The following is a 12,375-nucleotide window of genomic DNA, read 5'->3' as shown; positions in this document are numbered from 1 at the left end:
ATTAAAACAGTTAGGACTAAATTTACCCTACTTTTTAGAGATCAATTTCTTTACGTAAGCGTAACAAAGCTAGATGAATGCGTTTTTCTACCGCTTTTACGCTGATATTTAGATCTTCGGCAATTTCGCTGTATTTTTTTCCGTCAATTCTGTGCATTAAGAAAGCAACACGTTGTTTCTCGTTTAAATTTTCGATTGCTTTTAAAAGTTTGTTCTGAAATTGTTTTTCTTCCAAAATATATTCAGGAGTCTGATTGGTTTTATCCAAACCTGTAAAATCGTTTTCGTATTTGAGTACCACTTTTTGATGAGCGATTTCATTCAGGCTGCTATTTTTTGCAATGGTGTACACATAAGATTTTGCCTTTTCGAGCGGAACCGAAGAACAATTCTGCCAAAGTTTTAAAAAAGCTTCCTGCGCTGCATCTTCGGCCTTTTGCATATCGCCGAATTTGTAAAAAAGGAAATTACGTAGTGCTTTGATCTGGCTTTTGAAAAAAGACGAAAAAATTATTTCGTCACAAGTGTTTGATTCGGGCTTGTTTGGCATTTAGGTTTGTGGTTTGGAAAATGCAAAAGTATTTGTTTTTAATTTAAGTAGGGTAGAACCAAATGAGATTGTTTTATTTAAGAATAAATGCTATTGGCTTTTGATAATTTAGTATTAAGGGGAAACTGAAATCCTTGATTTATTAATTAGAAAAAACAATTTCTAAATTTTGTTACCTTTGTAAAAATCAAAATATGCTGTCTCTAAGAAAATATTTATTACTGGTACCTTTTCTTTTTTTAGGATCTTGTCAAGATGAAATTAACGAGCAAAGCTCTAATAATCAAGATACGGTAACGAAGGTTTCTCCGCTTACTTCTTATCTGCAGCGAGTAGCCATGGTTCCTACTGTACAAGACAATATAATTGACGGATCAAGCTATTGTGCCTTAAAATTTCCATACACGGTTACAGTAAATAACACACAGATTGCACTTAATTCTACTGCCGATTACCAAAAAGTATGGGATACTATTAATGCCAGCGATACTGATGATGATATCGTGAAAATAAATTTTCCGGTAACGATGGTGTATTATAATTACATCGAAAAATTTATTCCTAATCAGAGTGATTTTGATGATTTGATTGATTACTGGAATCTTTATCCCGATCTTTTATCGAAAATCAACGGATTAAATATCAATTATCCCATTACGATTGATGTTTACAACAGTGCAAATCAAGCAGTAAGTTCGGTGTCGATTACAAGCGATCAGATTTTTTTTAATTTTATAAAAAACTTGACTGACAGCCAGTATATTTCTTTAAAATATCCCATTTCAATTGTAGATTATAATGGTCTGAATAAATTGCTTACCAATAATTCTGACTTTGAAAATGCAATTAAATATGCCATAGACAATTGTCCGGAAAATAATGGCACAACGCTTGACTTTGAAAGCGTTATTACTAATGGTTCCTGGAGTATTCCTTATTTTTATAAAGGTTCAGATCAAACAGCTTCTTATGATGGTTATTCTTTTGTTTTTAAAAGTGATAAATCTGTTATTGCTGCAAAAGCTGGGGTTTCTGAAACTGGCCAATGGGAATGCAATATGCTGCAGTATGGCGTTAAGGAATTGAAGTTAAATTTTAGCTCAGAATTACTGAGTAAACTAAATAACAGCAGCTGGAAATTGTTCGAGTTTAATAATTCGCAGATTCGCTTACGAAACGTTGGCAATACAACAGATTATCTTTATCTTATTAAAAAATAGGTTTTGTCGCATCTGCCAATTATTTTTTAGAGATAGTAACTGGTTAAAGAGATAAGGAAAAGCCAAAAAAAAAGCTAAAACTTTCGTTTTAACTTTTAATTTCGCTGTTATTTATTCTTTATTCAATCTTTTAAAATTCTCTATATATAAACCTTTTGCAGTATTTGTAGGGTTTAATGCAGCAAGATTGTCAATTTTTAATAAAAGAGAAGCATCGGCGTTTTTTGCTGCAGTTCGCATTGTTTGGCCTGTAATTAATTCGAGAGCTTTATTCAAATAAGGATCTTTTACGTTTCCAAATTCAACCAGATTTAAGAAAGTGCTATATGGGTTAATTTCGTAATCAGGTATAATTTTCGCTGGATTTGGGTCTTTGTCTTTGTTATAGTATGAAAATGTAATGGGCTGCAATTGCCATTTGTGTTTAGTGCTTCGATTGGCGTAGGAGATATAATTATAGTCAGGAGAATCGTAGAGCGTGTTGGAACCTACAAATTTGCCAACCGTTTCTTCGCCTATTGTGATTACGTTAATGTATTTTTTAAGACATTGTATGGTGAGCTCGCTGGCAGAAGCGGTTTGAAAGCTTACCAGCACATATATATTTGTCAAAGTAAGACTGTTTATATTTTCTTCTCTCTGAAAAGTCGGCTCGTTATCAACAAGGTTAAAAATGTTTACTTTTTCAGAAAGATTTTCATAGCCGTCTACATTATTGTGTTTATTATTGAAGTCTAAGTAAATATATGGTTTGTTGGTAAAACTTCCGTTAATCATTTGTGCCAGAGCAACTGCAGTTTCTAATGAACCTCCTCCGTTGTATCTTAAATCTAAAACCAATTCGTTAATTCCATCTGATTTCATTTTAGCGAAAGCGGCATTGAGCTCGTCATTATAATCTGACTTGAAACCATTAAACACCAGATAGCCTACGTTCTTTGCTCCATATACTTTCTTTTCGTAATAAGCAACCGGGTTTTCATCAATAGCAGTTTTTGTTACAGTTACAGTTCCTGCTTTGTCTGTGGTTACCATATTACTGCTTGTAAATTGCACGCTTGCTGCCAGAGTAACGGTGATTTGTATGTCTTCTAATTGGCCATAATTACTTGAAGTAAGCTGGCTTCCATTTATTTTTGTAATAACGTCTCCTCTTTTCAATCCCGCCAAAGCTGCTGGTGAGCCGGGTACAATGTAGTTAATTAAGGCTACCATATTGGTATTGGATGCATCTTTAGGATAAATTGCATAACTAAAACCGCCTTTTTTTTCAACTTCAGCAATTTTTGAAACCTGCACTATCTCATTACTGTTTTCAATCCAGGAGAATCTATCAACAGTTCCTCTTTGGTATAGAAGTGAATAAAAAAGCGCATCGGGAGTTTTCCCATTGATAAAACTGTTATATGCAGCGGTAGAAGTGATTTTGCTGTCAGACAAATCGGCGACGTTAGATTGCCAGTAATACCAGGAATTCATAGCTTTCCAAACAAAGTTGTTAATCTCGTCGGGCGTGGTGGTAGCTGCGGTCTCTTTAGTGTCAGAATCAGAATCTTTGCTGCAAGCTGTAAAAACCAATCCTACAAGTAATGTTTTAACAATATATTTTAATTTCATTATTTTTTCAATCGTTTAATTTAAGTTAAATTTGTTGGGTGCAAAAACGCTAAAAGTATGAAAAATAGTATTCCTAAAGCCGTCTTTTTATTATTTTCTTTTGGACTTTTTTTTCTTTTTTCCTGCTCCAGACAACTTTTGGATATTAATAATCAAACGTATAAAAGTTACAGCAGTAATAGTGAAAGAGGATATATAGTTAGTTTTAAACTAGATGACACTGCTGTTGTTCCTAAATCGGTTGTGATTAATGGTATTATTCAGGATATGTCTATGGCAAATAAAACTGGAGATACTTACCAAGTAAATGTTATTGCGCAAACTGCCTTAATTCATAATTACAAAGTAAAACTAGATAAAAAAGAAAATGGAATTTATTTTGAGAAAAATTCAAATATCTTTTTTCAACCTGTAAAATTCAAATTGATCACAGACTAGGCTCCAAAAAATTGATTTTCGGGTTCAAACCAAACGGAAATAAACCGATTATTTGCTGCAATCGAGCAACAATTATATTTGAAAAATTAAGAGCGGGAAATTCATATAATTTTTAAATATTAAACCGTTCTTAAATGAGATTTCATTTTTTGAAATCGAACAGTAATTTTTTTCTAATTCAATTTATTTAAGCTTTTAAACTCGACAGGTGCCATTCCTACTTTCTGTTTGAACAGTCTTGTAAAATGCTGCTGGTATTTAAAGCCAAGTTCATCAGACACTTCTGTGATGGTCTTATTCTGCTCTAATATCTTTTCTTTGGCAAGTTCAATTAATTTTGACTGTATATAATCTAATGCAGTGCTGCCTGTTTCCTTCTTAATCAAATCACCAAAGTAATTAGCAGACAAGTTTAACTGATCGGCAAAATATCCCACAGATGGCAGACCGATTAAAGAAGGTTTGTCTGATAAGAAATATTCATTCAGCTGATTTTCAAATCGGGTTAAAATATCGTTGTTAACATTTGTTCGGGTAATAAACTGACGGTCATAAAAACGCATGAAGTATTTAAGAAAAAGTTCAATATTCGATACTATTAAACTCTTACTGTGTTTATCAATGTTTAATTCAATTTCAGTTGCAATTTTATCAAAACAGTCACTAATAACGGTGCTTTCTTTTTTAGAAAGATGCAGCGCTTCATTGACCTGATAAGAAAAGAAGGAATACTCTTTTATTGTTTTTCCAAGATTAGTTCCTGCAATTAGATCAGGATGAAAAACCAGTGCTTTCCCTTTTGGAGTAATCTTTTCTCCTTTAGTATCTATACCATAAACCTGTCCCGGAGCAATAAAAACTAATGTTCCGTCTTCGTAATCGTAAGGCTGGCAGCCGTATCTTATATCACCGCACTTAACCTCTTTTAAAAATACGGCATAAACCCCCATATAACGGCGGAATGTTCTCGAAATCTACCACAGTTACAAGCGGATGCAGTGTATCAGCACCCACTGAATCATTATACTGCTTTACTGTATCAAATCTTTCTACAGAACTCATAATAGTAATTTTTACACAAAGGTATTGAATGTAATGCCCTTTTGTATGCCTTAAATGCAGAATCAGTAAAAGTGGTAGGTATAACAGTAGAATATATAAATGCCATCTTTCCGCTTATGCTGAATTTTGTAAAAGTAAAATGAACATTGAATTACAGCGGTCTTCTTTAGAAAAAGATAGATATGCATAACAGAAATATAAAAAGTTAAAAACGATATGGAAGAATCAAGAAGAAAGTTTCTGCAGCAGGCAGCACTGGCTGGAACTGGTTTAGCACTTGCAGATGTTTCAGGTCTGTTTGCCAGCGAAAGCAATATTAAAAATAACGAAATTAAAAATGTAACTATGGACAAATTGATAAAATCAAAAGGGTATGCAGGAACAGATAAAGAATCACCTCTTAAATCTTGGGAATTCGAACGCAGAGCGATAGGTGATCATGACATTCTTATAGATATCAAATTCTCAGGCATATGCCATTCGGATATTCATACAATTAGGGATCACTGGGGTCCGCAAAAATATCCGCAGGTGCCAGGTCATGAAATCGCAGGTGTGGTTGCTGCGGTGGGTAATAAAGTAACCAAGTTTAAAGTAGGCGATAAGGCTGGTGTAGGGTGTATGGTAAACAGCTGCATGGAATGTACAAGCTGTAAAAACGGAGAAGAGCATCATTGTGAAACTACTGGTATGGTAGGAACTTACGGTGCGCCAGATGCTGCATCGCCAAGCGGCATTACGCAAGGGGGATATTCAAACAATATTGTAGTTACGGAACATTTTGCCATAAAAATTCCCCAAAATATAGACTTGCATTATGCAGCACCATTATTGTGTGCAGGTATCACAACGTATTCGCCTATGATGAAAACAGGAATTAAAAAAGGGGATAAAGTAGGTGTTATCGGAATTGGAGGACTTGGACACCTTGCTGTGAAAATAGCAGCAGCAAAAGGTGCTGATGTATATGCCTTCACAACTTCAGCAGATAAGGTGAACGATATCAAATCATTTGGAGCTAAAGAAGTCATTATTGTTGATGAAAAACAGAATCAGCTTAAACCGCATTTCGGGAAATTGGATTATATGATTTCGACAGTGCCTTACGCTTATGAGATGTCAAATTACATTTCGTGCGTTAAACCAAACGGATTTTTCACTCAGGTCGGTCAGCCTATAAATGGCGAACTAACGATCAATAATTTCAATATGATATTCAACCGCGTTAATTTCAACGGTTCTCTTATTGGAGGCATACCAGAAACTCAGGAAGTAATGGACTATTGTGCACTTAATAAAATTTATCCACAGATTGAGATTATCAAGGCAGACGAAATTAATGAAGCTTGGGACAAAGTAGTAAATAAAAAAGCACGTTATCGTTATGTAATTGATGCTTCAACTTTTTAAGAATAAAAGAAATGAAAGAAGATTTTAAAGATAGAGTGGCAGTAGTAACAGGCGCTTCAATGGGTATGGGACTTGCTGCAACTAAAGCATTTGCGGAAGCAGGAGCATATGTAGCTTTGGTGGATATATTAGATGCCAGTGCACAAGCAGAAGAACTTAAAGCCGCAGGATATAAAGCTGAAGCATTCATCTGTGATGTTGCAGACGAAGAACAGGTTAAAAGCACAATTGAAAAAATAGTAAAACAGTTTGGAAGCATTGATTTTGCATTTAACAACGCAGGAATACAGGCACCGCCTCAAGAACTTGCCGATGTAAGCAATGAAATATACGACCGTACACTGAATGTAAATCTAAAAGGAGTGTGGAATTTTATGAAATACGAATTGCAGCAGATGCGCAAGCAGGGAAGTGGAGCTATTGTAAACAATTCTTCACTAGGAGGATTGGTTGGGGTTCCGGGACGTGCAGCTTATCATGCCTCTAAACATGGTATTTTAGGGATGACAAAAAGTGCTGCTTTGGAGTATGCGCCTTAGAATATCAGAATTAACGCAGTTTGTCCAGGAATTATCATTACGCCAATGGTAGACGATATGCTGGTTAATCAAGCTGATGAAATGGAAATATTAGTACAGCAGCTTCCTATTAAACGTCTGGGAAAGGCCGAAGAAATTGCCGATGTAGTGCTTTGGCTTTGCAGCAGCGCATCTACTTATGTAATCGGACAGGCTATTTCTGTTGATGGAGGTTATACAGTACAGTAATTTGAAACTATTGATTGTTCATTTTATTGCATGTCAAATATTTATTAAATTTAATCAATAGAATTTGTCCCATGAAAGCGAATTTTATTTCAATCAATTAAGTAATGAAATTAAGAATAAAGGTAGGAGATAAACTGGCGGAAGCAGTTTTGCATGACAATCCCACGAGTCAGGACTTTGTTGCTTTATTGCCTTTAACATTGACTTTGAGAGATTACAATAATACAGAAAAAGTAAGTGATTTAAGTAAAAGGCTTACAATCCAAAGCGCGCCAAACGGCTATGCCGCATCTGTTGGGGATCTTACTTACTATGCACCTTGGGGCAACCTTGCATTGTTTTATAAAAATTTCACTTATGCAACGGGTTTGATTTCTTTAGGTAAGATTACAAGCGGCATGGAAGCTTTTAATACGAAAGATGCTGTAATAGTAAAAATAGAATTGGAATAGAATCAACTATGAAAAAAACAATTTTCGCATGCCTGATTATAAGCGGTGTTTTACTATCATCGGGATGCAGTATTAATAAAAACAGAAAAGAGATGACAGAGCAGAACAACAATTCGATTTTTCCAAAAGGAGATAAATTATCAAATGACTGGTTTACAGGAAATGCTTTCCTAACGCCTTTATTGGCAAAAGATAAAAACAACGAGTTTGCAATGGGAAGCGTAACATTTGAGGAAGGAGCAAGAACCAATTGGCACACACATCCGAAAGGGCAGGTATTAATTGTGACAGAAGGGGAAGGTTTTTATCAGGAAAAAGGAAAACCAGCACAAAACCTTAAAAAGGGTGATATTGTAAACATTCCAGAAAATGTAGAGCACTGGCACGGTGCATCGGCGAAAAGTAAATTGGTTCACATTGCGATTACGAATTATTCGGGCGATACGAATGTGGTCTGGCTTGAAGCAGTTTCGGAAGAGGATTATAAAAATGTAAATAAGTAATAGTAAATCATGACAAACAAAAGAAAATTTCTGCTGATACTATTTTTTGTTTTCATGTTAATTGCAAATTCAATGAGCGCACAAAATCCTATAAATAAATCCTTAAATACTCAGGAACAAAGTATCGTAACAATTTCAGCACTAACTGCAGTTGGCGATATTGATCATTTAAAAGTTGAATTTAAGAACGGACTTGATACTGGTCTTACCACAAATGAAATCAAAGAGATATTGGTTCAGCTTTATGCATACTGCGGTTTTCCGAGAAGTTTAAATGGCATTACTGCCTTTATGGCTGTCGTTGAAGAAAGAAAAACAAAAGGTATTCAGGATAAAGAAGGTAGAGAAGCTTCTAAAATTGATAATACATTAGACAAGTATCAATCGGGAAAACAAAATCTGCAACAGCTTACAGGCATTGAAGAAAAGCAATTGAAGGGCGCAAATGCATTCGCACCGGCAATTGATACTTTTTTAAAGGAACACTTGTTTGCCGATATCTTTAATCGTGATGTACTGACTTTTGAGCAGAGGGAATTGACAACTATAGCAGCTCTCGCTTCAATGTCTGGCGTGGCACCTCAATTGCAGGCTCATATGGGGATGGGCATGAACACTGGAATTACTGAAACGCAATTATTGCAAGCTCTCGATTTAATCGAAAAACATATTGGAAAACAACAGGCCGATACAGCTAAAGAAGTTTTGACAAAAGTGATAGCGGTAAAACAAAACAAATAATTAGCTTATGAAAAAGTCATTTATAACTCCATCTGGATTATTTCTTCTTATATTTTTTTCATTGTTAAACAGCCATATCGTTTCTGCACAAAAAAAAGATCAAATGGTTCGAATGTCTGAAATTGAAATAGTGCCGGAATATCTGGAACAATACAAAGCAATTCTTAAAGAAGAAGCAGAAGCATCTGTTCGGTTAGAACCTGGAGTGATTGCAATTTTCCCGATGTTTCAAAAGGAAGATCCAAATCAGGTAAGAATTTTAGAGATTTATGCTGATAAAGAATCGTATCAGTCACATTTGAAAACACCTCACTTTCTGGTTTACAAAACTTCTACACTAAAAATGGTCAAGTCATTAAAACTTGTGGATATGAATCCTCTCGATCCAGAGACAATGCCAGAGATGTTTAAAAAATATAATTAAGGAGAGAAAGTATCTTAGTTATTTGCTCGGTTTTAAGATGCTTAATTTTTGGTTAACAAAAAATGAATCGTAAATGTCAGGCTGTAAAGGTTTGAAAAATCTACGTGTTTGTGTGTAAAAAAAGAGACAACCATCAATTAGTTGTCTCTTTTAGTCGACGGCACACATTTCAAGATTTTTTTGGATGATTTGAAGAAATTGGCTTACATGTTGTAAATATGTCGCAGGCTTTTTTTTAACTTTTCTTGAAAATTTTGTATTTTGGTTTCTCGTAATCAGTTATGTCTAAAGTAATATCATAAACGCCTGATAAAATTTCTATATTATTTCCTTGTGGCATTATTCCGTCACTCATATCTTTTCCAAAATTTAAAGTCCAATCGTCATTAAAACGAAATTTAAACTCTCCTGTTTTTAAAGTCATATTTTTAATTGTCCAGATTCCTTTTGTTTCAGTTTCAACAAGTTTTGCATCAGGACCTTCCCAGCCTTTGTCTGTGGCAGTTCCTACAATTCCCCAAGAAGGAAATATTTTTTTTGCTTTTTTTAGTTGATTTCCTGGATGAAAACTTAATGACTCTATTTCTGAAGTCTTGTTCCTTTCAAAAACTACATCACCCATTAATTCTTCGGCGAAGAATAAATTTTCTTTTACAGGATATAGAATAGTTGTTGGGCCGTTTCCACTTTTCAATTTTAGTTTATTGTTTTCAATTGTAAGGTAAACTATAAAATTGTCTTCTACTTGATATGCTCCCTCATATTGCTTTAAAGTTTCTGAGCTTACGTTGGCTACAACTGGAATTTTATAATCGTCATTATACAAATTATACAAAGTTTTCATAATAGCATAAGTGGCAGAGTTTAAACCTCTTTCTGTATTTGTGAGCAGTATAATGCAGATGTTATCTTCGGGAATTTGAACAAAATTGCTGCAAAAACCAGCTCCATAACCACTATGGCCAACGGTCATTTTTTTAAACATTGGCATTGTAATCCAACCATATCCATAATTGTTTTTGAAAGGTGTATATGCTTTTTCTAAACTTTCTTTGGAGATAATTTTGTAATTTTTTAAGCCATTATAATATTTGTTTAAATCTTCAACAGTTGAGTATATTCCACCAGCTGCAAAAGGCATAGGTGGATCATAAACAATAGATGGTTTTTGTTCTTTTTCAGAAAAAATCTCGTAACCAGTGGTTTTATTTTCACTTTTTAGATTTTTAAAAGCAAAACCACTTTGCTTCATTTTCAATGGTTTAAATATGTATTTTTCGACTGCTTTTTCGTAACTCATTCCAGTAACTTTTTGAATTACATAGCCTAGAAAATAATATCCTGAGTTAGAATAACTCCAATCAGTTCCAGCAGGAAAATCCAAAGGTTTAGTTTTTTGAAATTCAACAAATGATTTTTCTGTTTGGTCTTTCATATCATTGCCTCTGGTATATTCATAAATTCCAGAGGTATGGGTTAGCAAACTTTCAATTGAAATAGTACTTGCATCAGGATAATCCGGATAGAACTTTGAAAGTTTATCCTGTAATGAAAGTTTTTTTTCTTCTACTAATTTTAAAATTACCGTTGCTGTAAAAGTTTTTGTAATAGAATATATTTGAAAAATGCTGTTAGCGTTATTTTCCTTTTTTAAATCTACATTTGAAAACCCATAACCTCTATCTAGTAAAGTTTCTCCTTTTTCAGAAATAAAAACAGAACCGTTAAACACATTTTGCTGATTGTAAAATTCAAAAAGTTCTTCTAATTTTTCTTTCTTACTTTGTGCAAAAAACAATTGTGTTATAAATAATAAAATAAAAGTGATTGATTGAATTGATTTCATGGTTTTTTGATTTTTGATTGAATTCTAAAAGGTTTGCTCTTTTGACAGTTGTGTAAATTTATAATAAAAGATTACAAATGAAAATTCCTAACTGAATTTTCAAGCAAAATTGAGAACACAAGCTAAGTCTAACACATTCAATAATATCCTGCTTTATTTATTAAATAGATAGGGAAAGAACAAATTACATACTATTTTTAGGATTTTGTTTTAAGTATTCTCTTTTCATTTCTTTCGTTTATAAAGATTGTCAAGATGTTTTACAAAAGACAATTGCATGCTTATTGTTGTTAGGGTCAATTTATCAATTTGAATAGGATAAACAGATTTGTTTCCAATTATAACAATCATGGAAAGACCCCAGTTGTTTTTTTGGTAATTCCCGGCAAGGCGTCCGAATGCTGTTGGATAAACTTCCATTTTTCCTTTACTGACTGCTTTGGGGGTATTTCCAAAATTAGCACCACCTTTCACCATTCCCGAAAGCAGCCAATGTTCATCAACCCTCCACGAATAAGCATATCCACCATTAATACCCAATTGTAAGTTTTCAAATTCACTGGTAGAGTTAGAAGTGCCGTTTTCGATTCCTTTCAAATTATAGAAATAAGCTCCTCCTCCTAAAAGCCAGCTCCCTGCCGATTGCAGCTGTATTTCGTTAAGATCAAATGCGGCTTTGCTTGAAAATTTTTTGTTATTAAATAGATAAGTTGCTTCTGCACCAATATGTAAAACAGACATGTCCGGAAAAATATTTCTAACTTCTCCGGAATTATTTTCCGTGTAAAATCCTTTATAATTTTGTAAAAATAAATCAAGAATCATTTTTCGTCCGTAGTTGTGTATCTGAAAATCCATAGTTTTGGACTTTCCATATTCTTTATTGTCTTTTAATGGAAAAAAGCCGTATCCTGGCTGAAAACTGAAAATGGTGTTTTTTATAGCAAAACCCAACCCTGCCGTTAACCGATTATTAGGGATGTAATTATTTTCATTATCGTCGGTAATCTGAATAAAGCTAGAGGAAATATATCCCATAATTCGTATCCTTTGAGGATATGTTTTTATATATGAAGAGTCAATTTGTGCCTTTGCAACCAATCCTGAAAATATGAATAATAGACATAGTGTTATTTTTTTTAGATTCAAAATTTCATAAAATTAGTTGTTACATTAATCTGCGATACCATCAGTAAACAGTGCGAAAAAGAAGCACAAACTAAAATTGAAAGAACTCTTTTTTCACCTTTCATAGTATGTGTTTTAAATATTGATCCATTGTGCTAAAATAAAATTCTATTATATAAAATAAAAATTTGGTTCTGCCGAGTTTAATTGTTAAAAT

13 protein-coding genes and 1 pseudogene are annotated in these 12,375 nt (G+C 33.7%); 8 read left to right on the top strand and 6 right to left on the bottom strand.

The features are described from left to right. Nucleotides 1–34: 34 nt before the first annotated feature. Nucleotides 35–550 carry an RNA polymerase sigma factor gene (locus OZP11_RS03615; RefSeq protein WP_281233858.1) on the bottom strand — a complete coding sequence of 172 codons (516 nt, stop codon included), beginning with the start codon at nucleotides 548–550 and terminating at the stop codon, nucleotides 35–37. A 194-nt stretch (nucleotides 551–744) separates the two neighbouring features. On the opposite strand from OZP11_RS03615, the gene OZP11_RS03610 reads away from it, so the two are divergent. Then, on the top strand, nucleotides 745–1,770 hold the full coding sequence (locus tag OZP11_RS03610; protein WP_281233857.1) for a hypothetical protein: 1,026 nt from the start codon (nucleotides 745–747) through the stop codon (nucleotides 1,768–1,770). Nucleotides 1,771–1,881: 111 nt separating this feature from the next. Here OZP11_RS03610 and OZP11_RS03605 read toward each other — a convergent pair whose 3' ends face one another. Further along, nucleotides 1,882–3,387, bottom strand: coding sequence for a S41 family peptidase (locus OZP11_RS03605; protein WP_281233856.1), 1,506 nt, complete (start codon nucleotides 3,385–3,387; stop codon nucleotides 1,882–1,884). A 57-nt stretch (nucleotides 3,388–3,444) separates the two neighbouring features. Between OZP11_RS03605 and OZP11_RS03600 the strand changes: the two genes are divergently transcribed. Next, a complete protein-coding gene (locus tag OZP11_RS03600; RefSeq protein WP_281233855.1) occupies nucleotides 3,445–3,825 on the top strand; it encodes a hypothetical protein in 381 nt (126 codons plus the stop codon). A gap of 173 nt (nucleotides 3,826–3,998) precedes the next feature. Here OZP11_RS03600 and OZP11_RS03595 read toward each other — a convergent pair whose 3' ends face one another. After that, complete coding sequence (locus OZP11_RS03595; RefSeq protein ID WP_349293774.1) at nucleotides 3,999–4,775, bottom strand: helix-turn-helix domain-containing protein; 777 nt, start codon at nucleotides 4,773–4,775, stop codon at nucleotides 3,999–4,001. Then, nucleotides 4,741–4,887 (bottom strand): hypothetical protein, encoded by a 147-nt coding sequence (locus OZP11_RS24880; protein WP_349293773.1) that lies wholly within the window; start codon nucleotides 4,885–4,887, stop codon nucleotides 4,741–4,743. The genes OZP11_RS03595 and OZP11_RS24880 overlap by 35 nt, the downstream gene beginning before the upstream one ends. A gap of 216 nt (nucleotides 4,888–5,103) precedes the next feature. Between OZP11_RS24880 and OZP11_RS03590 the strand changes: the two genes are divergently transcribed. From OZP11_RS03590 to OZP11_RS03565, 6 genes and pseudogenes are all read left to right on the top strand, one after another. Next, nucleotides 5,104–6,297, top strand: coding sequence for an NAD(P)-dependent alcohol dehydrogenase (locus OZP11_RS03590; RefSeq protein WP_281233854.1), 1,194 nt, complete (start codon nucleotides 5,104–5,106; stop codon nucleotides 6,295–6,297). Between the two features lie 11 nt (nucleotides 6,298–6,308). Beyond that, nucleotides 6,309–7,064: pseudogene (locus tag OZP11_RS03585) on the top strand (SDR family NAD(P)-dependent oxidoreductase). Nucleotides 7,065–7,168: 104 nt separating this feature from the next. Next, complete coding sequence (locus tag OZP11_RS03580; protein WP_281233853.1) at nucleotides 7,169–7,516, top strand: cyclophilin-like fold protein; 348 nt, start codon at nucleotides 7,169–7,171, stop codon at nucleotides 7,514–7,516. 8 nt (nucleotides 7,517–7,524) lie between these two features. Further along, nucleotides 7,525–8,019 carry a (R)-mandelonitrile lyase gene (locus OZP11_RS03575; protein WP_281233852.1) on the top strand — a complete coding sequence of 165 codons (495 nt, stop codon included), beginning with the start codon at nucleotides 7,525–7,527 and terminating at the stop codon, nucleotides 8,017–8,019. A 72-nt stretch (nucleotides 8,020–8,091) separates the two neighbouring features. Next, nucleotides 8,092–8,760 (top strand): carboxymuconolactone decarboxylase family protein, encoded by a 669-nt coding sequence (locus tag OZP11_RS03570; protein WP_281233851.1) that lies wholly within the window; start codon nucleotides 8,092–8,094, stop codon nucleotides 8,758–8,760. 7 nt (nucleotides 8,761–8,767) lie between these two features. Continuing rightward, on the top strand, nucleotides 8,768–9,184 hold the full coding sequence (locus OZP11_RS03565) for a putative quinol monooxygenase (protein WP_281233850.1): 417 nt from the start codon (nucleotides 8,768–8,770) through the stop codon (nucleotides 9,182–9,184). Between the two features lie 235 nt (nucleotides 9,185–9,419). Here the strand turns inward: OZP11_RS03565 and OZP11_RS03560 are convergent, their stop codons facing one another. Together OZP11_RS03560 and OZP11_RS03555 are read right to left on the bottom strand one after the other, a co-directional pair. Further along, nucleotides 9,420–11,030 carry a serine hydrolase gene (locus OZP11_RS03560; protein WP_281233849.1) on the bottom strand — a complete coding sequence of 537 codons (1,611 nt, stop codon included), beginning with the start codon at nucleotides 11,028–11,030 and terminating at the stop codon, nucleotides 9,420–9,422. A 225-nt stretch (nucleotides 11,031–11,255) separates the two neighbouring features. Further along, the gene (locus OZP11_RS03555) at nucleotides 11,256–12,131 is read right to left on the bottom strand and encodes a DUF4421 family protein (protein WP_281235498.1); all 876 of its coding nucleotides are present in this window, start codon (nucleotides 12,129–12,131) and stop codon (nucleotides 11,256–11,258) included. Between the last annotated feature and the right edge of the window lie 244 nt (nucleotides 12,132–12,375).

The sequence above is a fragment of the Flavobacterium gelatinilyticum genome, from assembly GCF_027111295.1.
Classification (GTDB): domain Bacteria; phylum Bacteroidota; class Bacteroidia; order Flavobacteriales; family Flavobacteriaceae; genus Flavobacterium; species Flavobacterium gelatinilyticum.
The sequence above is the reverse complement of the archived record's forward strand: the minus strand, read 5'-3'. Positions and strand labels throughout refer to the sequence as shown.

Coding starts and splice junctions, on each gene's coding strand:
- OZP11_RS03615 (WP_281233858.1), bottom strand. CDS start 550: ATGCCAAACAAGCCCGAATCAAACACTTGTGACGAAATAATTTTTTCG.
- OZP11_RS03610 (WP_281233857.1), top strand. CDS start 745: ATGCTGTCTCTAAGAAAATATTTATTACTGGTACCTTTTCTTTTTTTA.
- OZP11_RS03605 (WP_281233856.1), bottom strand. CDS start 3,387: ATGAAATTAAAATATATTGTTAAAACATTACTTGTAGGATTGGTTTTT.
- OZP11_RS03600 (WP_281233855.1), top strand. CDS start 3,445: ATGAAAAATAGTATTCCTAAAGCCGTCTTTTTATTATTTTCTTTTGGA.
- OZP11_RS03595 (WP_349293774.1), bottom strand. CDS start 4,775: ATGGGGGTTTATGCCGTATTTTTAAAAGAGGTTAAGTGCGGTGATATA.
- OZP11_RS24880 (WP_349293773.1), bottom strand. CDS start 4,887: ATGAGTTCTGTAGAAAGATTTGATACAGTAAAGCAGTATAATGATTCA.
- OZP11_RS03590 (WP_281233854.1), top strand. CDS start 5,104: ATGGAAGAATCAAGAAGAAAGTTTCTGCAGCAGGCAGCACTGGCTGGA.
- OZP11_RS03580 (WP_281233853.1), top strand. CDS start 7,169: ATGAAATTAAGAATAAAGGTAGGAGATAAACTGGCGGAAGCAGTTTTG.
- OZP11_RS03575 (WP_281233852.1), top strand. CDS start 7,525: ATGAAAAAAACAATTTTCGCATGCCTGATTATAAGCGGTGTTTTACTA.
- OZP11_RS03570 (WP_281233851.1), top strand. CDS start 8,092: ATGAGCGCACAAAATCCTATAAATAAATCCTTAAATACTCAGGAACAA.
- OZP11_RS03565 (WP_281233850.1), top strand. CDS start 8,768: ATGAAAAAGTCATTTATAACTCCATCTGGATTATTTCTTCTTATATTT.
- OZP11_RS03560 (WP_281233849.1), bottom strand. CDS start 11,030: ATGAAATCAATTCAATCAATCACTTTTATTTTATTATTTATAACACAA.